The 25,532-nt window shown below is 37.5% G+C and carries 27 protein-coding genes; 21 read left to right on the forward strand and 6 right to left on the reverse strand.

The genetic code is table 11. The features are described 5' to 3' along the window. Positions 1 to 11: 11 nt before the first annotated feature. Positions 12 to 905, forward strand: a complete 894-nt coding sequence (locus tag EL165_RS02395; protein WP_002979762.1) for a cation diffusion facilitator family transporter — start codon at positions 12 to 14, stop codon at positions 903 to 905. A 2-nt stretch (positions 906 to 907) separates the two neighbouring features. On the opposite strand, the gene EL165_RS02400 is transcribed toward EL165_RS02395, so the two are convergent. Continuing rightward, positions 908 to 2,947, reverse strand: a complete 2,040-nt coding sequence (locus EL165_RS02400) for a M13 family metallopeptidase (RefSeq protein ID WP_002979761.1) — start codon at positions 2,945 to 2,947, stop codon at positions 908 to 910. 382 nt (positions 2,948 to 3,329) lie between these two features. On the opposite strand from EL165_RS02400, the gene EL165_RS02405 reads away from it, so the two are divergent. The 4 genes from EL165_RS02405 to EL165_RS02420 all read left to right on the forward strand — a co-directional run bounded on the left by EL165_RS02405 (position 3,330) and on the right by EL165_RS02420 (position 7,587). Further along, positions 3,330 to 4,334 carry an SDR family oxidoreductase gene (locus tag EL165_RS02405; RefSeq protein WP_002979760.1) on the forward strand — a complete coding sequence of 335 codons (1,005 nt, stop codon included), beginning with the start codon at positions 3,330 to 3,332 and terminating at the stop codon, positions 4,332 to 4,334. Between the two features lie 222 nt (positions 4,335 to 4,556). Beyond that, the gene (locus EL165_RS02410) at positions 4,557 to 5,330 is read left to right on the forward strand and encodes a DUF6624 domain-containing protein (protein ID WP_002979758.1); all 774 of its coding nucleotides are present in this window, start codon (positions 4,557 to 4,559) and stop codon (positions 5,328 to 5,330) included. Positions 5,331 to 5,411: 81 nt separating this feature from the next. Beyond that, entirely contained in the window at positions 5,412 to 5,825 is a 414-nt protein-coding gene (locus EL165_RS02415; RefSeq protein ID WP_002979757.1) for a hypothetical protein, read from the forward strand. Between the two features lie 184 nt (positions 5,826 to 6,009). Then, on the forward strand, positions 6,010 to 7,587 hold the full coding sequence (locus EL165_RS02420; protein ID WP_002979756.1) for a Na+/H+ antiporter: 1,578 nt from the start codon (positions 6,010 to 6,012) through the stop codon (positions 7,585 to 7,587). Between the two features lie 136 nt (positions 7,588 to 7,723). Here EL165_RS02420 and EL165_RS25735 read toward each other — a convergent pair whose 3' ends face one another. The 3 genes from EL165_RS25735 to EL165_RS02430 form a co-directional block, all read right to left on the reverse strand. Then, a complete protein-coding gene (locus EL165_RS25735) occupies positions 7,724 to 7,885 on the reverse strand; it encodes a hypothetical protein (protein WP_002979755.1) in 162 nt (53 codons plus the stop codon). 204 nt (positions 7,886 to 8,089) lie between these two features. Beyond that, a complete protein-coding gene (locus EL165_RS02425; protein WP_002979754.1) occupies positions 8,090 to 9,004 on the reverse strand; it encodes a DUF4267 domain-containing protein in 915 nt (304 codons plus the stop codon). A 72-nt stretch (positions 9,005 to 9,076) separates the two neighbouring features. Continuing rightward, positions 9,077 to 9,655: a Crp/Fnr family transcriptional regulator gene (locus EL165_RS02430; RefSeq protein ID WP_041461791.1), complete on the reverse strand. Its 579-nt coding sequence runs from the start codon at positions 9,653 to 9,655 to the stop codon at positions 9,077 to 9,079. 221 nt (positions 9,656 to 9,876) lie between these two features. Here EL165_RS02430 and EL165_RS02435 point away from each other — a divergent pair, with 221 nt between their 5' ends. Continuing rightward, a complete protein-coding gene (locus EL165_RS02435) occupies positions 9,877 to 10,062 on the forward strand; it encodes a hypothetical protein (protein WP_002979752.1) in 186 nt (61 codons plus the stop codon). A gap of 5 nt (positions 10,063 to 10,067) precedes the next feature. Further along, the gene (locus tag EL165_RS02440; protein WP_002979751.1) at positions 10,068 to 11,003 is read left to right on the forward strand and encodes a 1-phosphofructokinase family hexose kinase; all 936 of its coding nucleotides are present in this window, start codon (positions 10,068 to 10,070) and stop codon (positions 11,001 to 11,003) included. 5 nt (positions 11,004 to 11,008) lie between these two features. Here the strand turns inward: EL165_RS02440 and EL165_RS25740 are convergent, their stop codons facing one another. Beyond that, complete coding sequence (locus EL165_RS25740) at positions 11,009 to 11,185, reverse strand: hypothetical protein (RefSeq protein WP_002979750.1); 177 nt, start codon at positions 11,183 to 11,185, stop codon at positions 11,009 to 11,011. A gap of 355 nt (positions 11,186 to 11,540) precedes the next feature. On the opposite strand from EL165_RS25740, the gene EL165_RS02445 reads away from it, so the two are divergent. The 7 genes from EL165_RS02445 (at position 11,541) to EL165_RS02475 (ending at position 18,511) form a co-directional block, all read left to right on the forward strand. Beyond that, the gene (locus EL165_RS02445; protein ID WP_041461790.1) at positions 11,541 to 12,911 is read left to right on the forward strand and encodes a L,D-transpeptidase family protein; all 1,371 of its coding nucleotides are present in this window, start codon (positions 11,541 to 11,543) and stop codon (positions 12,909 to 12,911) included. A 4-nt stretch (positions 12,912 to 12,915) separates the two neighbouring features. After that, positions 12,916 to 13,791 carry a universal stress protein gene (locus EL165_RS02450; protein WP_126358574.1) on the forward strand — a complete coding sequence of 292 codons (876 nt, stop codon included), beginning with the start codon at positions 12,916 to 12,918 and terminating at the stop codon, positions 13,789 to 13,791. A 120-nt stretch (positions 13,792 to 13,911) separates the two neighbouring features. Further along, positions 13,912 to 15,099, forward strand: coding sequence for a PAS domain-containing sensor histidine kinase (locus EL165_RS02455; RefSeq protein WP_002979747.1), 1,188 nt, complete (start codon positions 13,912 to 13,914; stop codon positions 15,097 to 15,099). Between the two features lie 13 nt (positions 15,100 to 15,112). Next, positions 15,113 to 16,165, forward strand: coding sequence for a response regulator (locus EL165_RS02460; protein WP_002979746.1), 1,053 nt, complete (start codon positions 15,113 to 15,115; stop codon positions 16,163 to 16,165). 81 nt (positions 16,166 to 16,246) lie between these two features. Continuing rightward, a complete protein-coding gene (locus EL165_RS02465; protein WP_002979745.1) occupies positions 16,247 to 16,618 on the forward strand; it encodes a hypothetical protein in 372 nt (123 codons plus the stop codon). Positions 16,619 to 16,688: 70 nt separating this feature from the next. Then, the gene (locus tag EL165_RS02470) at positions 16,689 to 17,105 is read left to right on the forward strand and encodes an Hsp20/alpha crystallin family protein (RefSeq protein WP_002979744.1); all 417 of its coding nucleotides are present in this window, start codon (positions 16,689 to 16,691) and stop codon (positions 17,103 to 17,105) included. Between the two features lie 11 nt (positions 17,106 to 17,116). Continuing rightward, positions 17,117 to 18,511: an MBL fold metallo-hydrolase RNA specificity domain-containing protein gene (locus tag EL165_RS02475; protein WP_002979743.1), complete on the forward strand. Its 1,395-nt coding sequence runs from the start codon at positions 17,117 to 17,119 to the stop codon at positions 18,509 to 18,511. Here EL165_RS02475 and EL165_RS02480 read toward each other — a convergent pair. Further along, positions 18,508 to 19,803, reverse strand: a complete 1,296-nt coding sequence (locus EL165_RS02480) for an NRAMP family divalent metal transporter (protein WP_002979742.1) — start codon at positions 19,801 to 19,803, stop codon at positions 18,508 to 18,510. The genes EL165_RS02475 and EL165_RS02480 overlap by 4 nt on opposite strands. Before the next feature lie 255 nt (positions 19,804 to 20,058). Here EL165_RS02480 and EL165_RS02485 point away from each other — a divergent pair, with 255 nt between their 5' ends. From EL165_RS02485 to EL165_RS02515, 7 genes are all read left to right on the forward strand, one after another. Further along, positions 20,059 to 20,448: a hypothetical protein gene (locus tag EL165_RS02485; protein WP_041461498.1), complete on the forward strand. Its 390-nt coding sequence runs from the start codon at positions 20,059 to 20,061 to the stop codon at positions 20,446 to 20,448. Positions 20,449 to 20,559: 111 nt separating this feature from the next. Continuing rightward, the gene (locus EL165_RS02490) at positions 20,560 to 21,003 is read left to right on the forward strand and encodes a thioredoxin family protein (RefSeq protein WP_002979740.1); all 444 of its coding nucleotides are present in this window, start codon (positions 20,560 to 20,562) and stop codon (positions 21,001 to 21,003) included. A 6-nt stretch (positions 21,004 to 21,009) separates the two neighbouring features. Further along, on the forward strand, positions 21,010 to 21,936 hold the full coding sequence (locus EL165_RS02495) for an FAD:protein FMN transferase (protein ID WP_002979739.1): 927 nt from the start codon (positions 21,010 to 21,012) through the stop codon (positions 21,934 to 21,936). Then, complete coding sequence (locus EL165_RS02500; protein ID WP_002979738.1) at positions 21,933 to 22,163, forward strand: DUF4266 domain-containing protein; 231 nt, start codon at positions 21,933 to 21,935, stop codon at positions 22,161 to 22,163. Before EL165_RS02495 ends, EL165_RS02500 begins: the two co-directional genes overlap by 4 nt. Before the next feature lie 32 nt (positions 22,164 to 22,195). Continuing rightward, the gene (locus tag EL165_RS02505; protein ID WP_002979737.1) at positions 22,196 to 23,386 is read left to right on the forward strand and encodes a DUF3570 domain-containing protein; all 1,191 of its coding nucleotides are present in this window, start codon (positions 22,196 to 22,198) and stop codon (positions 23,384 to 23,386) included. A 198-nt stretch (positions 23,387 to 23,584) separates the two neighbouring features. Beyond that, the gene (locus tag EL165_RS02510; protein WP_002979736.1) at positions 23,585 to 24,421 is read left to right on the forward strand and encodes an SDR family NAD(P)-dependent oxidoreductase; all 837 of its coding nucleotides are present in this window, start codon (positions 23,585 to 23,587) and stop codon (positions 24,419 to 24,421) included. Positions 24,422 to 24,520: 99 nt separating this feature from the next. Further along, positions 24,521 to 25,471, forward strand: coding sequence for a helix-turn-helix domain-containing protein (locus EL165_RS02515; RefSeq protein ID WP_002979735.1), 951 nt, complete (start codon positions 24,521 to 24,523; stop codon positions 25,469 to 25,471). The last annotated feature ends 61 nt before the right edge of the window (positions 25,472 to 25,532 follow it).

Below are 25,532 nucleotides of genomic sequence, written 5' to 3' on the forward strand. Positions count from 1 at the left end.
AAAAGTAATTTATGAACAATAATCAGAAGTCCATTTATAGTGCTCTTGCTGCAAATCTGTTAATTGCGCTGACAAAGTTTGTTGCTGGAAGCTTTACAAACAGTTCTTCCATGATTTCTGAGGGAATTCATTCAACAGTTGATACCGCTAACCAACTGCTTATACTTTATGGGATAAAAAGGAGTAAAAAAGCACCAGATCAATCGCATCCGTTCGGATATGGCAAGGAACTTTATTTTTGGTCTTTTGTAGTTTCTATTTTAATATTTGGCCTTGGTGGGGCATTATCAATCTATCAGGGAATAGCACACATAATGGAACCTGAAATAATGAAAGATCCTTTCTGGAACTATATTGTGCTGTTTCTTTCACTTATTTTTGAGGGAACTTCTTTTATTATTGCAATAAAAGCATTTAACCAAACCCGTAACGGAATGGGATGGTGGGATGCAATTGTCAAAAGTAAAGATCCATCCAGCTTTCTTGTTGTTTTCGAGGACGGCGCTGCGGTTGCCGGGCTTATTATTGTAATGATTCTGATGTGGTTCAGCCATTCGATGCAAATTCCTGAACTGGATGGATTGGCGTCAGTAATTGTAGGATTATTACTGGTTTTTGTTTCCTTTATTTTAGCACGGGAGAGCAGAAGTTTACTTATGGGAGAAGGAATCGCTTCAGAGACAAGAGACAAAATTACCAGACTTGCAGAAAAGGATGCTGCTGTCGTAAAAGTAAAAAATATATTATCCACTTACCAGTCGCCGGAAGAGGTAATATTGATGCTGATCATCGATTTGGAAGAACACCTTGATACTGAAGAGATCACCGAAGCCATACAACGTATACGAACAGATATTAAAAATGAATTTAAATTCGTTCGGTTTGTAATTATCCAGCCGGAATGAGGTTACCAAATTTCTATCCCTTTGCTATTCAAACTGGCTGAACCTTTTTTATCACAATTCCATGCTTGTTTAAATTCCCTCAATTGTGCCAGTGGACCGTTGATCCTAAATCTGAAAGGTACATGAGGGTTGGTCAGCAGTTCATTACGTAAAGCTTCAGGACTGATGTTGCCATGCCACATTTGAGCCCATCCTAAAAAGAAACGTTGCTGCCAGGTGAAACCGTTAATGGGGGAAGGCTGCTTCTTTTTATCGTAACTTTTTTCAAGTGCATGATAAGCCAGTGTAAGTCCTCCAAGATCTGCTATATTTTCACTTATTGTAAGCTCTCCGTTAATATGTAAACCTGGCTGACCCTCCATTTGGTTAAAATAATCAATGTACTGCTTGGTGAGGTTTTCAAAATTATGTCTGTCTATTGATGTCCACCAGTTATTTAAATTTCCCGACGCATCGAATTTCGAGCCTCTGTCATCAAAAGCATGGGTTATTTCATGTCCTATCGCTGCGATGATAGCACCATAATTTATAGCATCATCTGCTTTGTGGCTATAAAAAGGTGGCTGCAGGATCCCCGCAGGAAAACAAGCACTGTTGGTATATTGATCGTAAAAGGCATCAACGGTTTGCGGTGTTGCGTGCCATTCGCCTTTATCTACCGGCTTATCAATTTTCCTGATATTTTCATTATGATGGAAAACTGCCACAGAAATAACATTGTCTATCAAACGAGATGGTTGTATGGAGATCCCGTAATAGTCGGGCCATTTGTCCGGGTATCCGATCTTGAAAGTCATTGTGCTTAGTTTTTTATGTGCGGAAGCTTTGGTGCTGTTACTCATCCAGCGTAAGCTGTCTATACGTTGATGATAGACCTGGCGCACATTTTCAATCATTTCACCTATCTTTTGTTTATCCTGTTCTAGAAAATATCTTTGAACAAAAAGCTTACCCAGAGGCATGCCCAGTGCTTGCTCTAACTCTTTAATTGCTGTATCTATACGGCTTTTTTGTTCCTTTTTCCCAGCCATTACCGTTCCGAAGAAAGCGAAGTGAGGGTTGCTGTATTTCTGTGGCAGATAAGGTGCAAAATGAGATAAAAGCTGCCACCGGGTATATAATTTCAATACAGCTAATGGTGTTTTATACAGAAGAGCTGTTAAATTGCTCATATAAGCCCGGTCTTCAATAATAACAGTCTGTGTATTAATTCCCTGCGCTTTTAAAAAAACGTTCCAATTAAATTGTGGTGCAATGCGGATGAGTTCCGGGACAGACATCTTATTATAGGTTTTTATCTGATCTCGCAACATCAGACTGGATAGCTGCAAACCGGCCACGTCTTGCTCCAATTGGTAAATTTTAGAACCGGGGGAGAGCTCTTTAATACCTGCCATTTTATACATATTGTCGATGTGCCGGATCATTGTGTTTTTTAGGTTAGCATTTTTAGATTCTTTTAGGGTATAATAGCTTTTATCACCCAAAGTGAGTCCGCCTTGCCCTAACGAAAGAATATTCATCTGATTATTATGAGCATCGGCTTCTACCTTATAACTGATGAAAGTGGGTACGCCAATCTTTTGAAGTTCCCCGGAGAAATTTATCCAATCGGTATAATCTTTAAGATGGTCAATTCGCTCAAAATAGCTTTGAAGTGGTGAAAGTCCTAACTTTTCTATAGTAGCAGTATCCATGTAAGATCTGTAAAAATCAGCTATCTGCTGAGATTCTGAACCTGGTTTGAGGTCAGGCAGTTTACTTATGCTGTCTACAATATTTTTCAGTTTCACTTTGTTGTCGCGGTCAAGAATTTCGAAGGCACCCCATCTGCTTTCAGTAGCAGGAAGCAGGTTTTTCTTCTTCCAGTTTCCATTGGCAAAGCCATCAAAATCAGTACAGGGATTTTTAGTAGAATCAATATTGCTGTTATCAAAACCTGAATTATCAGAAACCGGATGAATGTCCGATTTCTTTTCATTTTTGCAGGAAAATAGTATTGTTATGATAATTAAAAGTGCTGTTAACTTATGATTTTTCATACTAATAGATATATAATCTTCAGATATTTAGTTAAACGGTTTAAGGTAGCGAGAAATTTTGTTATGGTATATTTTTTTTACCGTTTAATGATGTACTTGTTCTATTGTTTGCACCATATTTGTCAAACGCAGATAAATTTATGATTTGTCTCATAAAACTTTTGTTATTCAATCCATTACATTTACAGACGTTACTTCACTTATAATTATTACGTCAGATCAATTACATCTTTATTCATCATTGGTAAGTGAGATAGCAGTTTAGCTTTAGTCCCTAACAGTTGCCGGTCAGTATCCGGAAGACAATGGGCTTTAAATATCGTGGATCTTACTGATCTTTTATCATTACAGAATTCTTAAACACCAAATAATTTATATTGATATGGAAAGTAAAATAACAAGAAGAGACGCTATCGGGAAAATAGCCGCAACCGTTGCCGTTGCTGCGGTTGCCCCAGGTGCTTTGGCACAGTCAGAGAGTAGCAACACAAGAAAAACGAATGCTAAAGAGCTCACTGACCCTCGAAACAAATACCCTAAACCGCCTTTTAATAAACAGTCGCAACCTTTTCCCGGATTGGCAGGTAAAATGACACCGGTGCCGGATTACGGAGAAAAGAGCTATGTGGGCTCAGGAAGATTGGAAGGAAGAAAAGCATTGATCACGGGCGGTGATTCCGGTATTGGCAGGGCTGCGGCCCTTGCTTATGCAAGAGAAGGAGCGGATGTAGCCATTAATTACCTGCCTGCAGAAGAGGATGATGCCAGGCAGGTGGTGGAGCTCATCAGAAAGGAAGGACGTAAAGGGATTGCCATTCCTGGGGATATTCGTAGTGAAGACTTCTGTAAACAATTGGTCAGTCAGGCAGTACAGCAACTTGGAGGGCTGGATATTCTGATCAATAATGCAGGACATCAGAAAGCCAATGAATCTATACTGGATCTTAGTTCTGAAGATTTTGACTGGACCATGAAAACGAATATTTATGCACCTTTTTGGATAATAAAGGCTGCTTTACCCCATATGAAACCGGGTTCTTCTATTATTGGGCTATCGTCTATTCAAGCCTATGATCCGTCCGCAGATCTTTATGATTATGCGCAAACCAAGGCAGCAACAACCAACTATGTGAAATCTCTTGCCAAGCAGCTGGGTCCGAAAGGTATAAGGGTTAATGGCGTGGCTCCCGGGCCTGTCTGGACTCCTCTTCAGGTAAGCGGAGGGCAGACTCAGGAAAATCTGGTGAAATTTGGTGGTGATACACCTCTCGGAAGGCCGGGACAACCCGTAGAGCTGGCTTCTATATTTGTTCAGCTAGCAGCAGATGATGCCAGTTTTGCGACAGGGCAGATCTATGGAGCAGCAGGGGGAAAAGGCCAGCCGTAGACCTTACCAACAAATATAAAAGAGAACTTTTCAATTCCTCACTCGGAAAGAAGCTGAAAATAAAGCCCCTTTTACAACAATTGTAAAAGGGGCTTTTAATATGGAAAATGCCACTTTTATTTTTAGTGGCGCATGTGAGTGTTTTATTCTTATTTTCAGTAATTTAGATCATCTAAAATGGTTTGTTTTAAAAAATAATGAAACCAATTTTCAAGTAATATCATGGGTATAAAAATTATTATTTTCATTTTTACATTCTCCATACTTTCTGCACAGCCAGAGAAAGAGTATCAGGTGCTCATTTCCAAAGCCTCATTATATCATCTACAGAAGAACCCGGACAGAGCTATTCCATTATATGAAAAAGCTTTTCAGATTCAAGAACCTGATGCTTTAAATGCATATAAGGCAGCCGGTGTTTATGCGTTGAAGGATAACCATATAAAAGCTTTTTATTTTCTGAAGCTGGCCCTGTCAAAAGGATGGACAGAAGCCCAGAAGTTGTCTGAAGATCCATATTTTAAACTTCTCAAAATTCATAATTCTCAAAAGTGGAAACAACTACAAGATCAGGCTTTCACTAAAGAAAGTCAATTTATAACATCGCTTACACTCCCGGACTTACGGGAAGAAATTAATCACCTGGCTAATGTCGAGCAAAATCTGAGATATAAACGTGCACAAGCTAATGCGGATTCTGAGAATATAAAAAAAGTTGACAATCAGATTCGTATAACTGATTCGATGAACTATCAAAAGGCTAAAGAGATCATCCAAAAGTATGGCTGGCCCAAAAAAACAGAAATTGGGAATGACGGACAAAATAATTTATGGTTAATTATCCAACACGCAGATCATGATGTTCTTTTTCAAAAGAAAGTATTAAAAGAGATGGAAAAAATAAAAGGAACCAATGAACTGAACCTTGAAAACTACGCATTTTTATATGATCGCGTAAGAATCAATCTTAATTATAAACAACTTTATGGTACTTAGGTTAACTGGACTGTAAACGGTGAAGCATCTTCTTTCAAACCTATAGAAAAAGAAGGGCAGGTTGATAGTCGAAGAACCAGCATGGGACTACCTTTATTGGGCAGTTATGCATTGTCTTATGGCTTTACTTATGATAATATTACAGTTGAGAAATCACAGCAAAATGAATATGAAGAACATCAATACGTATATGATCTTATTATGAAGGCTAAAAATGCATATCAGGCGGGAAAATTTCAGGATGTCTATGACTTTTATAATCAGGCTTCTATGGTATTGGGAGGCATGAGTAATGAACAAAATTATGACGCTGCAAGGGTATTTTCTACAATAGCTTTAAAAACGAATGAGCAGAAATATAAGGAGATCGCACTTGATTTTTTAAATTTATTATATGTAAGAGAAATGCTGAATAAAGATATGCTACTTAAATGTAATGACTTTAAAATATTATATAATGAAGAAAGATGGAAGAATTTATTCAACAAACTTTAAGAATTGGCTACCTAAATTATAATGATCTTAGGTATTATAGCCGGCATTCTTTTATGTAAGCCCTCGCAGATACATGATGAACATACAATGTCAGAAAATTAACAATTTTATAATGATGTAAATTTCCCATAAAAAGAATAAAGTTTTTGAGAATTTAATATATTTAAATATCTAAAATTTACATATGCTTAAAGACTTTGAATTTTATCTCTTCCTGGTTTTCTTAATTACCATGCTCATCATGCTGGCCAATAAAATTAAAGTTGCATATCCTATTCTGTTGGTGTTAGCAGGACTTCTAATAAGTTTTATTCCAGGTGTGCCACCTATAAAAGTAGAACCCGAATTATTATTTGTAATTTTTTTGCCTCCTTTACTGTATGAAGCGGCATGGTCAACCTCATGGAAAGAGCTTTGGCGTTGGCGCCGGATTATCTTCAGCTTTGCTTTCGTAGTCGTTTTCTTTACTGCGCTCTCGGTAGCTGTATTTGCCAATTATTTTATTCCCGGATTTTCTCTGGCTCTTGGCTTTTTGCTGGGAGGTATTGTTTCGCCGCCGGATGCTGTGAGTGCGGGAGCCATTCTGAAATTTGTAAAAGTTCCGAAAAGGCTGGCCTCTATATTGGAGGGTGAAAGTTTGCTGAATGATGCTTCTTCTTTGATTATTTTCCGGTTTGCGATGATTGCCGCTGCCACCGGGCAGTTTGTGTGGCATGAAGCGGCAGGAAGTTTTATCTGGATGTGTTTCGGTGGGGTCGGAATCGGACTTGTTATTGCGTATATCTTTCTGAAACTGCATAAAATGTTGCCAACCGATTCAAATATAGATATTCTGCTGACCTTTATTGCACCGTTTTCTATGTACCTGGCAGCAGAACAAGCTCATGCTTCCGGAGTTTTGGCAGTGGTAACAGGCGGACTATTTCTTTCTTATCGCAGTCATGATTTTTTAAGCAGTGCATCCCGAATACGTACGGTCACAGTTTGGGAAAGTCTTTGCTTTCTCTTAAACGGGGTAGTGTTTATACTTATCGGTTTGGATCTGCCGGAAATTGTTTCTGGCTTAGGTGATACAGATATTTATACAGCCATTGGTTACGGAATTGCAGTCACCGTAGTATTGATTATTGTCAGGATTTTAGCAGGCTACGGAGCGTTGGTGACGACTTTAATTATGAGAAATTTTATCACGGTTGCCGATCCTCAGTCACCAGGCTGGAAAACTCCTCTTATTATAGGATGGACCGGAATGCGGGGAGTAGTTTCCCTGGCAGCAGCGCTTTCTATTCCCTTGACTTTAGATGATGGGTCTCCGTTCCCGCAAAGAAATATGATTCTGTTTATTACATTTATCGTGATTTTGCTAACGCTGCTTTTACAAGGGCTTACCCTTCCGTTTTTACTGAGAAAATTTCCTCCGGTAGACCGGGATTTCGTAAGAAGTGTAAAAGAGATAGATTACGATATCCAGAACAGTCTGGCTAAAGTAGCGATTGATAAAATCAAAAGTGATTATGCTGATAAAATAGATAGCTTTCCGGCGTTGAAAGATCAGTTACAGAAATATGAAAATCTGCTGAACAGTTCTGAAATTATTCTAAACTATGAGGAATACAGACGTATTTATATTGATATTCTCGACACCCAAAGAAACTGGCTTATCGCTAAAAACCGTGAAGAACTGTTACTGGATGAAAATATCATCAGAAAACACTTACGGCTATTGGATTTGCAGGAGGAAAGACTGAATATGAAAGGCTGAAACTGTTCTCAGATCTTTGATGATTCAATACGGCATACCCTCAAAATTATAAAAAACCCTGCAAATAATTATTTTGCAGGGTTTTTGTTTACAGCAATTGCTGCTGTTTTCAAAACATTCTTTCAGGAATATTGTTTTATTCTTCATTTTTCGGTTTAAAATTCCTCCCGACTCCCTGACGGAGAAATGTTATTTTTCCTTGTACTTTTTTAGCCTGTTCAAGAACTTCCAAAGCTTTTGTCCGTTCGTTAATTTTGCCAGCGTGTGTTATACTATCCTGACCTTTATTTTTTTTCATACTTACAAGATAGTGAATATATTTGAGAAAAACAACTTATTGATTATTAGGGTTAATGATATTGGTCTGTCTAAAAAGACTGGGTCATGTCTAAACATATATTCAGCCCGGGACAGCGCGTTTTTGCTCTGATAGAATTAATATTAAATTTTGGGTGTAATTTTTCCTTTTTTTATTTTCCTGTCAGGCATAATCTTGGAGTATTCAATATAATCCGGCTGTTTTACAATAAGTATCTTCAAGAACCTTCAATCGGCCTTTATGTATAGCGATTTTTGCAACAAGTCTTAAAAATGGTTCTGCTATTTTCATTATTCCTGTCATCCTGGAATTGTTCAAATGAATAAACAAAGCTAAGTCTGAAAACCTTTTTGGTATTCCGCTGCTATTGGTAAAACCATCCTTCGCGAGACCCAATAGAATTAATGAAGCCTGCTCAAATGGAATATTTCCCGGGTCTATGGTTGTCCGTATGCGACACACGCTCCCGGATCTGTTATGAAAAAGATGTGTTTCGTTGGCCAATATAACAATCTCATCGCCGGGCTTGAGTTGATAACGTTTACCAGCTTTTCCAACTTCCAGTTCGCCTTTCAGGATTTCAAACTTTTCCGAAAATAAAGTATGGTAATGCCAGGGAGTTTTTGCACCGGGGAGCAGATCACACTCTGTTACTGTAGGCCCGCCATCAGCTGCTGAATGAATTAAATTGAAGGACATTTGTTCGCCGGAACTGCTCTTTTTAGATTTTTGCCATAACAGTGCCGGGCCCGTAATAATACAGATTGCTATAGCGATCAAATGAGCTATTGCATGCTGCCAATCGCTTCCATTTTTGCCCATTACGATCATGAAATCTCCCAAGGGCACCACAGTTGCTGAGAGAAGCACTATTCCCAGAGCCTTTTTTTGCTTTGCCAATACCAGAAGTAGAAGCAGAATACCAGAAAAGATATCTCTGGTCCCTTTGATATAGTGGAAGGAATAATCTTTATGGGTATTGGTGAAAATACCAAAATCGAATTCGGCTTTAACCGGTGAAATCAAAAATCTCAGACCTATAAATAACAATCCTATCCCGGTCAAAAATGAAATGATGTTACAAATTCTTGTTGTCATACTATTTGTTTTTTAAGTTGACAACAAAGTTATCTGCATCCTTTTCAACTTTCATGCACCTGGGTTAACAAATCATTTTCTGCGGATATTTCTGCTTCGGATGCGGCTCAGCGACTGTGGTTTAACTCCGACATAGGAAGCAATATAATATTGCGGAATGCGTTGAAGCAGCTCAGGATATTCTTTTACAAATTTCTCATAGCGAAGCTCAGGTGAATCTGTATAGAAAGAATTCAGTCCCTGTAAAGTCTTAACAAAAACCTGTTCAATAACAAGCCGCCCGAAACGCTCACCGCTTTTGATGGAAGTATAAAATTCTTGAAGATCATCATATCCGATAACTAGTAAAGTACAGTCTTCCAACGCCTGGATAATTTGCCTGGATGGCTGCTGGGGCAGAAAACTTTCATTGTTGCAAACGAAATCAGATCCTTCGGCAAAGCCGTAAGTTTTCTCTTCTCCATCATCGTTAATATAATATCGCATGACACCGTTTATAATAAATCCAACATTTCGACATACATCACCTTCCTTCAGAAAATATTCTCCTTTCGCGTATTTTTTTTCATGGAAAAGCCTGGCAATGAGTTCTTTTTCATCCTGATCTACATCGACTGCTTTTTCAATCGTCTGTAACAATTTATTTATCATAACATTCCCAATTTGGTCATTTAAAGGTCGTAAAAAATTAATATTCATCAGCTCTTATTTAGCAAATTAAAAGATCCAGATCTTTTTATCCCAATGAACTTAATGAAATAGGCTTATTTCGGTTCAATTAGAAAACTATAAAATTTAAAGAATTAAATAATAGAAGTTGTTGATAGTTATGGTGCATCTTTTCATTAATTTTATACAACCAAATTAGCTGGATGCTGAATACTGATAATGGCAAAAGATATATCTACCATGATGGCAATACCAAAATCGGATTCAACACTTTATGTACTTTATATCCTGATGATAAATTAGGAATTATAATTATAGCTAATGATACAGTAGACCAGAAAAGAGTAGGAGAGATTGAGAATAGCATCAAACAATTAATTTTACAATAGGAATAATGAAAAAATCTGTTTTAACAATTACGTTAAACCCATCAGTTGACAAAAGCAGCAGCGTTGAAAACATAATTCCTGAAAAGAAATTACGTTGTCATTCTCCTAAATATGAAGCGGGAGGTGGCGGAATCAATGTTTCCAGAGCGTTAAAAAGATTGGGAATAGTATCGGATACTTTTTTTACTTCCGGTGGACGAACCGGAAAATTACTGGAAGATTTGCTTACACAGGAAAATCTGAATACACAGCCTTTATATGTTACCGGGGAAACAAGAGAAAATTTCGTTGTTCTGGATACATCCAATAATAATCAGTATCGCTTTGGCTTTCCCGGGGAGAAGTTAACAATGGAAGAGCAGGAGAGTGTTTTGAATAGCATCAATGCAATGAGTTCTTCTCCGGATTTTGTAGTGATCAGCGGAAGTCTTCCACCAGATACAAATACGGATTTTATGAAAAAAATTGTTCGCATTTGTAAAGCAAACGGAAGTAAAATAATCATTGATACTTCTGGAGAACCATTAAAAATGGCCGTGGAAGAAGGCGTTTTCCTATTAAAACCTAATCTGGGAGAATTAGCTTCTTTGGTCGGAAAAGAAAGGCTGCAGGATGAAGATATAGATCAGGCTGCCCGGCTTATAATCTCAAATGGCAATGCTCAGATTGTGGTCGTATCATTGGGAGAGAAGGGAGCCGTTTTATTCTCAGCAACCGAAAAAATTCAAATGAATGCACCTGCTGTGAATGTGAAAAGTACAGTGGGTGCAGGAGATAGTATGGTTGCCGGTATGCTTTCCGTCCTGGTAAAAGGTGGGGATTATAAAGAAGTTTTGTCCATGGGAATTGCATGTGGGTCTGCCACTGCAATGGCTGAAGGAACAGGACTTTTTACGAAGGAGAATGTAGAAATATTATTTAATCGCATAGTTGAAAACTAAGATAATTAATTTTTATTGTTTTTGTTGACTTTTTTCTTTTTATTAAAATAACCTCTCAATAAAAAGTTGTTTTTTGCTGCAGCCTCTAATTCTCTGAGGTCATCAACTCCCTTACCGATATTATTGATGGTGGAGTCTACAGATCTACCTAATCTTGGATTATCAACTAATATTGAAACCATATTTTCCTCATTATTGATTTTTGAAGTGAAAGTTCTTAGGTCTTCAGAAGATGTTTCCAGGTTAGCCTGTATTTTTCCAACAAAATAGCTAAAGTGTCATTTGATGATATTTGGGAGAGTATATTCTTCTTATCATTCAGTTTCGCAGCAAAAAGACTAATCTGCTTTGAGCTGTTTTTTAAATCAAGAATATTACTTCCAATATTCTCACTCAGATCTTTATCGGTAAATTGATCAAAACAGATTTACTTATATAAGAAAACTCTACTAAAGGATTATATCATTTTTTTATGTGATAAGGATCATTATTTATGATGTGATGAAATGGGAACTTTACATCACTAAATTCAGGATTATGAAAACTTTATTGAATTGGATCGTAATTGTTTTCAGTGTTGCAATGCTTCGCGGACAAGATGTAAATGCTGCCAGTCAAATAGCACTTGTACTGAATAATAAAGATGATCTTCCGGAACTGCATTTTCCAAAATCGGTAAAGCAGTTTTATAGCCAGCATGGGTTTGAATATGTTTGGATCAATCCCTCAGTTAAACGAAATCTGCTTCAGGATGCAGTTCTTTTACTGAAAGATACCGGTAAAAGGGGATTGTCTTCCAAAGATTACCATGAGCAGAGCCTTACCCCGGAAATTTTAAATACTGTTGCAGACCGAACTAAATATACAGATTCTAAAGAAAATGCTGTAACTGATATTTTAATGACAGATGCACTTATCACTTATATCAATTACTTACACTTTGGAAAGTACAATCCTTTTTACAGTCCGTCTTTTATTGATGGTAATGATGTAGAAGGTTTTAAAGCCGGCGAGATATTGTATCAGGCATTACAGAAAAATGATTTGCCAAAAGTTGCCTTTGATGTGCAACCTAAAATCCAGGAGTATACTGATTTTCAGAATTATCTGAATACAATTTACAGCAATGGTACTGAAAATCGAGAAGCAGAAATCAAAAAGGTAGCTATTAATATGGAGCGCCTGCGCTGGATGGGTATAAGCAGTGATGCTTATCTGTTGGTGAATATTCCTGCTTATTCTCTGGATTTTGTTCAGAAAGACAAAACACTCCATTATAAGGTGATTGTTGGAAAGCCCTCTACGCCAAGTCCTGTTTTAAAGAGTAGGGTTGATTATTTTACAACTGCTCCTGACTGGAAGGTTCCTCAGAATATCTTCATCAAAGAGATGCTTCCTAAAATAATAAAAAACAGCCAGTATCTTGAGGAACATCATTATTCGTTGTATGACAGGTCAGGGAAGATAGTACCTGTTACATCAGCAAAATTGAAACAAGCCTACAGAAAACCTTATCAATATAGTATAAGACAGTCTTCCGGCTGTGATAATGCGCTTGGAGCAGTTGTTTTCAGATTTTCAAATTCCTATGGGGTATACCTTCATGATACCTCTCAGAAACAGTTATTTGAAAAGACTCAGAGAGCCTTAAGCCATGGATGCATCCGTGTAGAAAATGCCGGAGATCTGGCAGCACAGTTGCTTAAACATGATGGAACTGAAGATGAGATCCCGCTGATGAAATCTTTTATGGATCGATACGAAAGAAAAGATTTTGTTTTAAAACAGCCGGTTCCTATCATGATTACATACCTTACCTGCCTTGTAAAAAACGGAAAGATGGTGTTTTATAATGATATTTATAATCTTGATCCTGTTTTGGAAAATAAATTCAATTTTAATAACTAAAATAATGAGAACAATTGTAGTACCCACAGATTTTTCAGAGCCAGCCAGAACTGCAGCTGAATATGCCCTGCATTTGGCACATACATTAAAAAGCAATATAGAGCTCTGCCATGCCTTCAGGATTCCTATAGAAGAACCTATGCTCGGGCAGACCGCATGGGCTTTGTATGAATATCCCGTATTAAAGAAAGAATACGAGGATGAAATGAAGAAAGAAGTTAAAAATATAGAATATAAAGAAAAACAATTGTGGGGGAATGATTCCTTTCCTTTTCATCCTTCCATCTATTACACCTGCGAAACAGGAGATACCATCCGGCTGATCAATGATACAGCGGCCGGAAACAGAACATTACTGGTCGTAATGGGAATGAAGGGAGCAAGTAATCTTGCACGATTTCTTCTGGGAAGCAACAGTATCAAAATGATTGAGCATACTGAATACCCATTACTTCTCATACCATCAGGATATCAATATAAACAACTGAAAAAGATTGCTTTTGCTACAGATCTGAATAAGATGGATATCAAAATATCACATGCACTGATCAAATTTGCGAAGTATTTCAATGCTGAACTGCTTATTACTCATATCACTGACACTGCTGTTGATCTTATTGAAAATACATCCTATCAACAGAAGAAAGATGCTTTCTTTAAAGACCTTGAGGGAAAAATCTGCTACAATTATATCGAAAGCGAGAATATTGATACAGGATTGAATATTTTAAAAGAGAAAGATATAGATATGCTCGTTATGGGGCATCAGCAGAAAGGTTTTATAGGCAGGCTCATTGCAGGCAGCCACGCAGCAAGACAGGCTCAGGATTTACAGATCCCTTTATTGATTATTCCTGAAGGAGGTCATATTTATTTTTAGAGTTAAAAAATATTGATGAAAACACCCTTTTAAAAATGCTGTTTTACTAACATATTACAGTATTTCGTAGAAAGTTGATTTAAAATACTTATCTTTAATAAGGGTAAGTATTTATTTTTTATGGAAAGTTCCAGACTCTTACATGCAATCATAGAAACAGCTATTGACGGTATTATTACCATTGACAGCCGGGGCAGGATTGAAAACTTAAACCCTTCTGCATTAAAGATTTTCGGATACACAGAAGAAGAATTAATCGGTAAAAATATTTCTATGTTAATGCCGGAACCTGATCATAGCAGACATGACAGTTATCTGCTTCGCTATCAGAATACAGGAGAGAAAAAAATAATTGGTAAAGGCAGAGAAGTGAAGGGACTTAGAAAAGATGGTTCCCAATTTCCATTCAGGCTTGCGGTAAGTGAAGTTCAGCTTAATGACAGGGTGATCTATACCGGATTTATTCATGATCTTTCGAAAGAAAAAGAAGCCGAAGAGTTTCTTAAAAAGTATACCATTGAGCTGGAAGACCTGGTTGAAAAGAGAACAAAATCTCTTCAGGAGATGCTAAGTGCTTTGGAAAAGGCAAAAGAAGAAGCGAACATTTCCCTTGAAAAAGAAAAGGAACTTAACCGGATGAAAAGTCGTTTTGTATCCATGGCTTCGCATGAATTCCGTACCCCTTTAAGCTCCATGCAGCTTTCCGTAGTTCTTATAGAAAAATACCTTCAGCTTGCTGATCATTCCCAGATTCAGAAACACCTTCATAAAATAAAAAATGCAATCACGGGTCTTAACGGAATTCTTAACGACTTTCTTTCTTTGGAGAAACTGGAAGCAGGTATTGTAACCCCGGATTATCATGAGTTTGACATTATACGATTCTCTGAAGAGCTAGTGGAAGAAATGCAGCTGATTACCAAAGACAATCAAATCATAATTTATCAGCATACCGGAGTAGAAAACAGAGTATTTCTGGATCAGAATTTATTAAGGAACTGTCTTATGAACCTCATCAGTAATGCCATCAAATATTCCGGAGAAAATACACTCATTGAGTTTTGTACGGAAATAAATAAAGAATATTATCTGATGACAGTAAAAGACAATGGAATAGGAATTCCTGAAGAAGATCATTCAGCGCTTTTCCAGCCTTTTTTCAGGGCTCATAATATTGGTAATATTCCGGGAACCGGTCTGGGATTAAATATTGTTCTCCGATATGTTAATCTGATGAACGGTCATATAGATTTTAACAGCGCATCTGGCCAAGGAACTCAGTTTACATTGTCTTTTAAGCGAAAATAAAAGTTTATTATTCATGACAAAAACAAAAATACTAATCATTGAGGATCATGATGACATCCGGGAAAGCACCTCAGAAATTCTGGAGCTGGCTGACTATGAGGTTTTGCAGGCGAAAAACGGTAAACAAGGCGTGGAACTGGCCATCAGACACATACCAGATATTATATTGTGCGATATTATGATGCCTGAACTCGATGGATATGGAGTGCTCTATCTGTTAAGTAAGAGAGAAGAAACCTCATTAATTCCTTTTATTTTTATTACAGCAAAAGCAGACAGGGCAGAAGTACGGAAGGGGATAGAAATGGGAGCAGATGATTATCTGACAAAACCATTTGATGATATCGAACTTTTAAATGCCATTGAGAGCAGGCTCAGGAAAAAAGAACATCAGAAAAAGTTTTACAGCAGTAAGTATGACCAGATGAATCATCTGTTTCAATCTGTAAATGGCCTGGAAGAACTGAAAAAATCTTTTGATGAACGTAAAATCAAAACACTCAAAAAGAAGCAGGTTATCTATAATGAAGGTGATACGGCGAGTGCTGTATACCTGATCCTTTCCGGATCAGTAAAAACCACAAAAATGACTGAAGAAGGGAAAGAGCTGATGACCCATGTATATTACCCTGAAGAATATTTCGGAATCACCTCATTGTTTACAGGAAGAGAATATAAAGAGACCGCCGAAGTGCTTGAAGATGCTGCCTTATGTTCCATTCCAAGGGAGGTAATGGATCAGTTGGTCTGCAAATATCCTGATGTGGCAGAAAAATTTATTAAAATTCTTGCGCAGAATGTTATCAGCCATGAAGAACAGCTTTTACAGCTTGCTTACTTTTCGGTCAGAAAAAGAATGGCAGAAGTCCTTAGTAAATTATACAAGGCTCATTCCGGAACAGGAAATTTCGAAATTTCCAGAGAGAACCTTGCTTCTATGGCAGGTATGGCTATAGAAACAGTGAGCAGGATACTCGGAGACTTTAAAGAAGAGGGGCTTATTGACAGAAATGCTGGCAGAATTACAATTTTGGACATTACCCGACTACAGAAAATGAAAAATTAAAATACAGATCATCTTTAATAATGATTTTGCACACGGTTAGCTTTTTTCATCTTCAATACATTTGATGTATGAACAGAAGCTATGAAAGTGATCGTATACCAGATAAGCCAGATTGATAAACAATTCCTTGCTTTAGCCAATCATAAAAGACATAAAATTACCATCATCAATGTTCCGTTAGATGAAACAACAGTGTATTTTGCCCATTCAAAAGATGTTGTTATCATTACTGGTGATGGATGTTCTGTTTCGTGTTCTATTCTTGAAAAACTTGTTTCATCAGGAGTCAGATATATAATCACATGGCTTAAAGATTCTTTTACAGGTGATCTGCCTGAAATAAAGCATGACAGGTTACAATGGACACATATCAGAAACACTGATCCTTCCGATGCTTATGAAGTTATCAGCGTCATCAACAGATGGCAGAAAGATGATGACGATCACAATTAAATACGATCATTGTCATGGTTTCCAAATACGTCTTAGGGTACCTTTGATATCTAATCCAAAAATGGTTATTATGAAAACTTCAGTCCCAAAACAAACTCCGGTAAAACTATTAACAGAAGAATTCTGGAGTAAAAACGAAATTCTTAACCAACCTGGTAAAATAGAACATTCCGTAAATATCATTGATAAAAACGGGAATTATAGGATACAGGTGAACGCTCCCGGCTTTAAAAAAGAAGATTTTAAGATAAGAGTAGAAAATGGTGTTTTGAACATTCAGGCTTACGCAACAGATGAAAAAGAAGAAATTAAAAAAAATTATGTGAGAAAAGAATTTTTAACGTCTTCCCTTGCAAGGAGTTTCAGGCTTCCGGAAGGAATTGATGTAAGTGATATTAAAGCACGGTACAAAAACGGACGGCTTTACATAAAGATGGGTAAGGCAAATACAGTAAAGAAGATGAATAAAAAAATAAAAGTCCAATAAATTGTATTAAAATGGAAACGATTACTCTCAAGTCACTTGGTGGCGCAGAAACAGTTACCGGATCAAAGCATTTATTAAAAACTCCTGAACTTACTATTTTAATTGATTGTGGTTTATTTCAGGGGATAAAATACCTTAGAGAGCAAAACTGGCTGCCCCTGAATACTGATGTTTCTAAAATAGATGCCATTATTCTTACCCATGCCCATCTTGACCATTGCGGATATATTCCGCTTATTGTAAAGAATGGGTTTAAAGGCAAAATTTACATGACCGGTCCTACCAAGGAACTAACAAAACTGATATTACTTGACAGTGCCAAGCTTCAGGAAGAAGATGCAGAAAAAGCCAACCGGCATCATTATACAAGGCACCATCCGGCAAAACCTCTGTATACGGTAAATGATGCAGAAAGATCTTTTAAACAGTTTTTTGTCATTGATGAAAATGTGGAAATTAAGCTGGGCGATCATATAAGCTGTATCTTTAAGCCCTGCGGACATATTATCGGGGCCTGTTCTGTAAAAATTACCTGCTTTGGAAAAACAATAGTTTTCTCAGGAGATATCGGACGAAACCACAGTGCTGTTCTGGCTCCTCCTGATTTTTTTACACAGTCTGATTTTCTGGTGATGGAATCTACCTATGGCGACAGGCTTCATGATCAAAAAGATTTGTCTAATCAGTTGGAGCATTGGATTAATCTGACCATAAAAGCAGGCGGAAATATTATTATACCCTGTTTTGCTGTCGGACGCGCTCAGGAAATCCTTTATATCCTTCAGGAACTGAAAGACAGTAATAAAATACCGGCCGGCGTCCCGGTGATTCTGGATAGTCCAATGGCAGCTTCCGCTACCGAAATTATGGTCAGGTATTCAGATTATACATTAGTTGACAGACAGAAGTGGAATGATATTATTGGAAAGATTTACATTACAAAAGATTATACTGAAACTCAGGAAATAATTGCACAAAAACAATCTAAAATTGTTATTGCAGGAAGCGGTATGATAACAGGAGGAAGAGTGCTGGAATATTTGAAACACTATATCGGAGACAGTAGAAATACAGTCCTGATTGTTGGATTTCAGGCTGAAGGTACAAGAGGCAGGGCATTGCTCAACCAGTCTCATGAACTCAAAATGCATGGAAAATACTATGATGTAAGAGCCCATATTGCAGAAATTACAGGACTATCTGCCCATGCAGACCAGTCTGAATTAATAGATTGGGTTAAAAAATATGAAATTCCTCCCAAGCAGATCATGCTTGTTCATGGGGAACCTTCTGCGTTGGAAGCACTCAGGGTAAAAATTCAGACAGAGCTTCAGATACCTGTTAACATTCCTAAAAAAGATGAAGAAATAATCTTAGCACAGGTGGAACAGGGAATTGTTATTTAAATGGTAAACAGCATTGCCACAGAAGCGGTGGCCATAAAGAAAAAAGTGGCCCACAATAAGCTTTTGGAAAGCCATCTGCTTTTAAACTCTCCCATAATGCGTTCGCTTGCCGATATGCGGATAATCAGAAACAAGAGCGGTACGGCTGCTACACCATTGAGAACTGCGGTATATACAAGGGCTTTCACCGGATTAATGCCGATAAAATTAATACAAAGACCAATAAGGGTAGAAATGATAATAACCATATAAAAGCCTTTTGCCTTTCTGAATTTCAGGTCTAAGCTTGCATTCCAGTTGAGAGCTTCTGAAACAGCATAAGATGCCGATCCTGAAAGCACCGGAACAGCAAGCAGTCCTAAGCCGATAATACCAATAGCAAAGATGATTTTTGATATTAATCCGGAATCTGGGAATGACTGAACCAACGGTTCTAATGCCTTTGCTGCATCAGCTGCAGTATTAATATCTGTTATATTAGCGTTGTGCAAAACGGTTCCGCCAACCAGGATGATACACCATGTAGTAAATTCAGAGATGACCATGCCTATATTATTATCTTTTCTCATCGCATGAATATGATACCATCCGATTTTGGGTTTTCCATCTTGAATCAATCCTTTTTTATTTTCTTCTTCCACTTCCTGAGAGGCCTGCCAGAAGAACATATAAGGAGTAATAGTTGTTCCGAACACTCCGGTTATAATGAAAAGAAAGTTGAAAGACAATTCGAAGTGGGGAACAATAGAGGCCTTCAGTATTTCTTTCCAGGGCTGATCTATAATGAATACAGTAAGAGGATAGGCCAGAAGGGATAATGCCAGCCACTTCAGAACTTTTGAATACACCCTGTAACTGGTGAATATCTCCAATGTTAATATGCTTATGGTAAAAACAAGCATCAGTATGACAATATCAGCAGGAATAATTAATTGTGCGGCAGCGGCCATTGCTCCGATATCCGCTCCGATATTAATAGTATTAGCAATCACAACCAATCCTACTGAACCATATAGTATTTTTTTACTGTAATGATCTTTAATTACTCCTGTCAGCCCCTTACCGGTAACCATTCCTATTCTTGCACAGGCTTCCTGCACTGCGATCATAAACGGGAGCATATAGAGTGCGGTCCATAGCTGCCCATAACCGAATTGAGCCCCTGTCTGAGAGTATGTCGCAATTCCGGAAGGATCATCATCAGCAGCACCGGTCGTTAGTCCCGGACCTAATAATCCAAAGAATTTTCTGATTTTCCTGGCTCGGGTTTGAACGTAACGTTTGGCAGACATATAATAATGCAGATTTGTTTTACAATATACTATTAAATGAGTAATAATTAATATTTTTTTTGGTTGCTGGAATAAGAAATTAAAAACTGCTTTTTATCTTTCATTTTCAATTATACTAGTTTATTTCGAAGAACTGTTTCCGCATTTGAACGGATATTTATTACCTTTTTTCTTTGAAAAATTTGATTAAAAACAGACTAAAAGAAATTTTTATTTAAAATCATTCTTAATGAAATATTTTCTAATTTTGATAGAGTGAAAAAGTTGATTTCCATATTGTTGCTGTCACTCTATTTGGTTTCTACAACCGAAGTGTATCAACTGTTAAAAATTCCGACTTTGATAGAACATTACTGGGAACACAAAAAGCTGAATCCTGAGATGTCTCTCACTGCATTTCTGAAAACACACTATGATCATCCCGTTAAAGATGGTGATTATGGTAAAGATCAGAAATTACCCTTTGTTATTCACAGCACACCCCTGGCATTGATTTTTATTATTGGAGATACTTTTCAGTTTGAAATAAAGAACGATCATTTTAAACAAATAAAATCCCGGAAAATGCCATCAAGAAATGATAATTTCTGCTACAGAGGCTTTCTTAGAACCGCCTGGGAACCACCAAAGTATTTATTTTCCTGATATTTTAAACAAAAAAGGCTGTCAGCCACTGTCAGCCAATATATACTGTATATCATAAGCTGATATACAGCGTTCAAACGTATTATATTAATCATTATCCATTTTAAAATAATGAAAACACTATTTTTATCCCTGATCATGGGGATGTTTTCTATTGGCATCACGGCACAGAACCGCTTTGAAAATGCCAAAAAAGAAGCTGCAGCCAAAAATGAACTTATTTTACTTAATTTCTCCGGATCTGACTGGTGCATTCCCTGTATCAAGCTTCATAAGAATATTATAGAGACAGAAGATTTCAAAAAGCTGGAGACAGAAAATGTTATTGTCTATGTTAACGCTGACTTTCCAAGAAATAAAAAGAACCAGCTTTCCGCAGAAATGAAAAAGGAAAATGTTGCACTTGCCGATAGGTACAATTCAAAAGGACTTTTTCCTTATACTCTTTTGCTGGATCAGGACGGAAAAGTTCTGAAAAGCTGGGAAGGCCTGCCTTCTGAAAGCGCACTGGCTTTTAGTAAAGAAATAAGAGATATCCAACAGCAAAGAAAATAAGAACAGATGCTCAGAGAATTCAGAAAGCCTCAGAAGCTGATGGGAAACGCTTTTGAAATAACGGTAGTAGATAATCATGAAAATACGGCTTATCAGCATATAGAAGCTGCAGTGACCGAAATTCAGAGAATTGAAAAACTGCTCACTACTTTCAGTGAAAACAGCCAGACCAGCCTGATCAATCATTACGCAGGAATACAACCTGTAAAGGTAGACCGGGAAGTTTTTGATCTGATTGAAAGAAGTCTTCGCATCAGCCGGATTACTGACGGATATTTTGATATTTCCTATGGAGGAATAGATAAAAGTTTCTGGAATTTTGACCGTAATATGAAGCAGCTTCCGGATCCAAAGCTTATCAAGGATCATTTAAAACTGGTGAATTATGAGAATATTCTTCTCAATCCTGAAGATCAGACTGTTTTTCTTAAAGAAAAAGGAATGAGAATCGGTTTTGGAGGAATAGGAAAAGGTTATGCTGCTGAAATGGCAAAAAGGCTGCTTCAGAAAAGAGGAGTACAATCAGGAATTGTAAATGCTTCCGGTGATCTTACCACATGGGGAATGCAAAGCAACGGAAAACCATGGACAGTAGGAATTGCAGATCCCGATCACGTAAAACAGCCGTTTTCTTACATGAACATTACAGATATGGCTGTAGCAACTTCAGGAAATTATGAAAAATTTGTCATGATCAACGGCAAAAAGTATTCTCACACCATCAATCCCAAAACCGGAATGCCTGTCTCAGGAGTTAAAAGCGTCACTATTTTCTGCCCGAATGCAGAAATAGCGGATGCCATGGCAACTCCTGTCGGTATTATGGGAATAAAAGCAGCGCTGGATCTGGTGAATCAGATTCATCAGCTGGAATGTATCATTATCGATGATGACAATACAGTCTATTCATCTCAAAACATTAATTTACAATGAAAAACAATATAAAAAAATTAGGAATCGGTCTGGTGGCCGCAGGTATTATAATGCTTACCCACTCCTGTACCGCTTTGAAAGAATATGAAAAAGGAAAGCTCAATGATGCTGAAATGGCATTGGGCAACAGGACTATAGAAAAAGCAGAGTTAAGTTTCCAGTCTTACAGAGAAGGCTCCTCAGGCGCTAATTCCGGAAAAGTAGGAGGTGGATGCGGGTGTAATTGAGTGTATTACAATATATAAGATAAAAATCAGAAATGAAAAAAATTGTAATAAGCATATGGACCCTCTTTGGGTTCCTAAGCGCTAATGCACAGGAAAATACCAATACAGCACCGTCCAAAAAACTAAGTTTTGATGAAGCCAACCTTGTATCCAGCTATTACCATCAGGATGGAAATAATTCTGCGGTGACTGGAGGAACGGGTTCGGAGAAGCTTACTGATCTTTCCAATACGATTGATGTTACGATGGTGAAATATGATAGTAAACAGCGTAAAAATAAATTCAATCTGAGTGTTGGTGTAGATCATTATACCTCAGCTTCATCAGATATGATTGATCTTAAAGCCAATTCTTCGGCCTCTCATGCAGATACCAGAATATATCCGTCACTTCAGTGGAGCCGTGAGAATGAAAGTAAAGGAAGTACCATCTTCGGAGGGCTCTCTTTTTCTACAGAATTTGACTATCAGTCTTACGGGGTTAATATTGGTTTTGCCCAGAAAACTGCCAACCGGATGGGGGAGTTTACTGCAAAGTTTCAGACCTATCTTGATCAGGTAAAACTGATAGCACCTATAGAATTGCGTACAGGAAATTCAACAGGAAGAGAGCACGAAAACTATGGAACGAGCGGACGAAATACCTTTGCATTGTCTTTAGCATATTCCCAGATTATCAATCAGAATTTTCAGGTTGAGCTTCTGACGGATGCTGTACAGCAGACAGGTTTTCTAAGTCTGCCTTTCCATAGGGTATATTTCACAGATGGTTCTGTGCACCAGGAAACACTCCCGGATAAAAGATTCAAACTGCCATTGGGAGTGCGCGCCAATTATTTTCTGGGGGACCGGTTTATATTCAGGACGTATTACCGGTATTATACAGACAGCTGGGGCATAAGATCCAATACCTTCAATATTGAAACTCCGGTAAAAATATCACCTTTCGTTTCTGTAAGCCCGTTCTATAGGTATTATTCACAAAAAGGGACAAAATATTTTGCACCTTATGAACAGCACACAGCTTTTGATGATTATTATACAAGCAATTATGATCTGTCTACTTTTAACAGTAATTTTTATGGAGCTGGAATCAGGCTGAGCCCTAAAAACGGATTGTTTGGAGTAGAACGTCTGAATATGCTGGAGATCAGGTATGGTCATTATACAAAATCTGTAGGAATGAGTTCAGATATTATTTCTCTGAATCTTAGATTCAAATAACAGAGGAGTGTAGTAATAAATGTAAACTGTTTGAGTTCTTTTTATTGGATTCAAACAGTTTTTCTTTAGATATCATGGGAAATCCTTTTTATCCGTAGAGTTCGCGTTTCTTCGTTTTGGTTAGGAAAATCCTTGTTTTAGCAACGTAAGTACGTCTATTTAGAACCAAATTTGCTGTAATATTAATACAATTAAAAAATGGAAAATAGACAGAAAGAAAAAGTTTGGTTCATTACCGGATCTTCAAGAGGTTTTGGAAAAATATGGACAGAGGCAGCGTTGAAACGAGGAGACAAGGTAGCTGCCACAGCACGTGATATCAGGAGTATTGCCACATTAAAAGAAACGTATGGCGATCAGGTCCTGATTCTTGAATTGGATGTAACCAATGTTACCCAAGTACAAAATGCTATTACCAGGGCCAACGAATATTTTGGAAGATTAGATATTGTATTCAATAATGCAGGATATTCATTGGTAGGAACAATTGAAGAGAGTGGCACCGATGAGGTAAAAGCCTTGTATGAAACCAATATTATAGGACCGGTTCATGTAATTCAGGCAGCTTTACCTATACTTCGGGCGCAGGGTTATGGCCATATTTTGGGAACGTCCAGCGCCGTTGGCATTTACAGTAATCCTCTCATTGGCTATTATTGTTCTTCAAAGTTTGCCTTTGAAGCGATTCATGATAGTTTAGCTAAAGAAGTTGCAGCATTTGGTATCAAAGTAACGCTGATTGAACCGGGGGCATATAATACTGAATTTGGCAGTACCGAATCATTAAAAATCGCCAGCAAAAAACTATCGGATTATGATGATTTGAAAAATCAGCTGATGAAAAATTTACAAAAGCTGGAACGGGGAAATCCTCTGGCCACAACTAACGCTATATTTGCTGTTGTAGATGCTGAAAACCCACCACTTAGATTGCTGTTGGGTAAAAATGATTTGCCACATATCCAACAGATCTATTCAGAAAGAATTCAGGAATGGGAAACCTGGAAACCTATTTCAGTAGCGGCACAAGGTTAATGATCTATGCCGTTTTTAGCAATCTTTCCGTTCTATTCGCTTTTCTTTTTGTAGGGAAAAGCGAATATTGCTTAACTTGTAATCTAGAATTTTTATACCATGGCTTCAAAAAAATCAAATCATTCCGTAAAAAGATTTAATTCGCTGGCCGATGTTATGGAGGCCTCTGGTTTTCCGCCTCCGAAGCACCCTTTAATTGTTTTGTTAAATGGCGTAGACAAGTCGCTGACAGGCCGTGCACCTAATAAATCGCATGTATTGAATTATTATAAAATAGCTTTTAAACCAGATGCCGGGGGAGAGTTAATGTATGGACAGACTAAATTTGATTTTAAAGAGGGTGGTTTGTTTTTTGTAGCTCCTCAGCAGATTCTTTCTTCAATAGAAGAGAAGGACAAAGAGGAAACTGCGGAACAAAAAATACTCAGTCCGCAGATCACATTGCTTATAGATCCCGATTTTTTACTGCAATATCCATTGGCACAAAAGATCCATCAGTACCACTTTTTTTCATATGCTGCCAATGAAGCGCTGCACCTTTCGGCCAAAGAAAAAGAAACCATTCTGTCGCTATTCAGAGATATAGAAGAAGAGCTGGAAAATCGTATAGATGACATGAGTCATAATGTGATCATTTCCCAGATTGAACTGTTGCTAAATTATGCCCAGCGATTTTATAACAGGCAGTTTCTGACCCGAAAACAAAACTACCCTAGTTTTACCGATCGTATTGATCAGTTGTTGGAAGATTATTTTAACAGTGATAAAGTCCTGAATGCCGGAATTCCAACTGTGAACTATTTAGCTGACCAGCTGCATATGTCACCTGGGTATTTAAGTGATTTATTAAGAAATCTTACAGGTCAAAACACTCAGCAATTTATTCACGATAAAATGATTTATAGAGCAAAGAACATGTTATCTGCCACAGATCTTAGTATTTCTGAAATTGCCTTCGAATTAGGTTTTGAACAGCCTCAATCCTTTAGCCGATTGTTTAAATTAAAAACCCGGCAAAGTCCTCAACAATATAGAGCTCAGTTCAATTAATTTTCCTGCACAATCTAACCTGACAAATCATATCATAAAGAAAATAAATTTCAGAACCCTT

The organism is Chryseobacterium gleum (assembly GCF_900636535.1).
Classification (GTDB): Bacteria; Bacteroidota; Bacteroidia; order Flavobacteriales; family Weeksellaceae; genus Chryseobacterium; species Chryseobacterium gleum.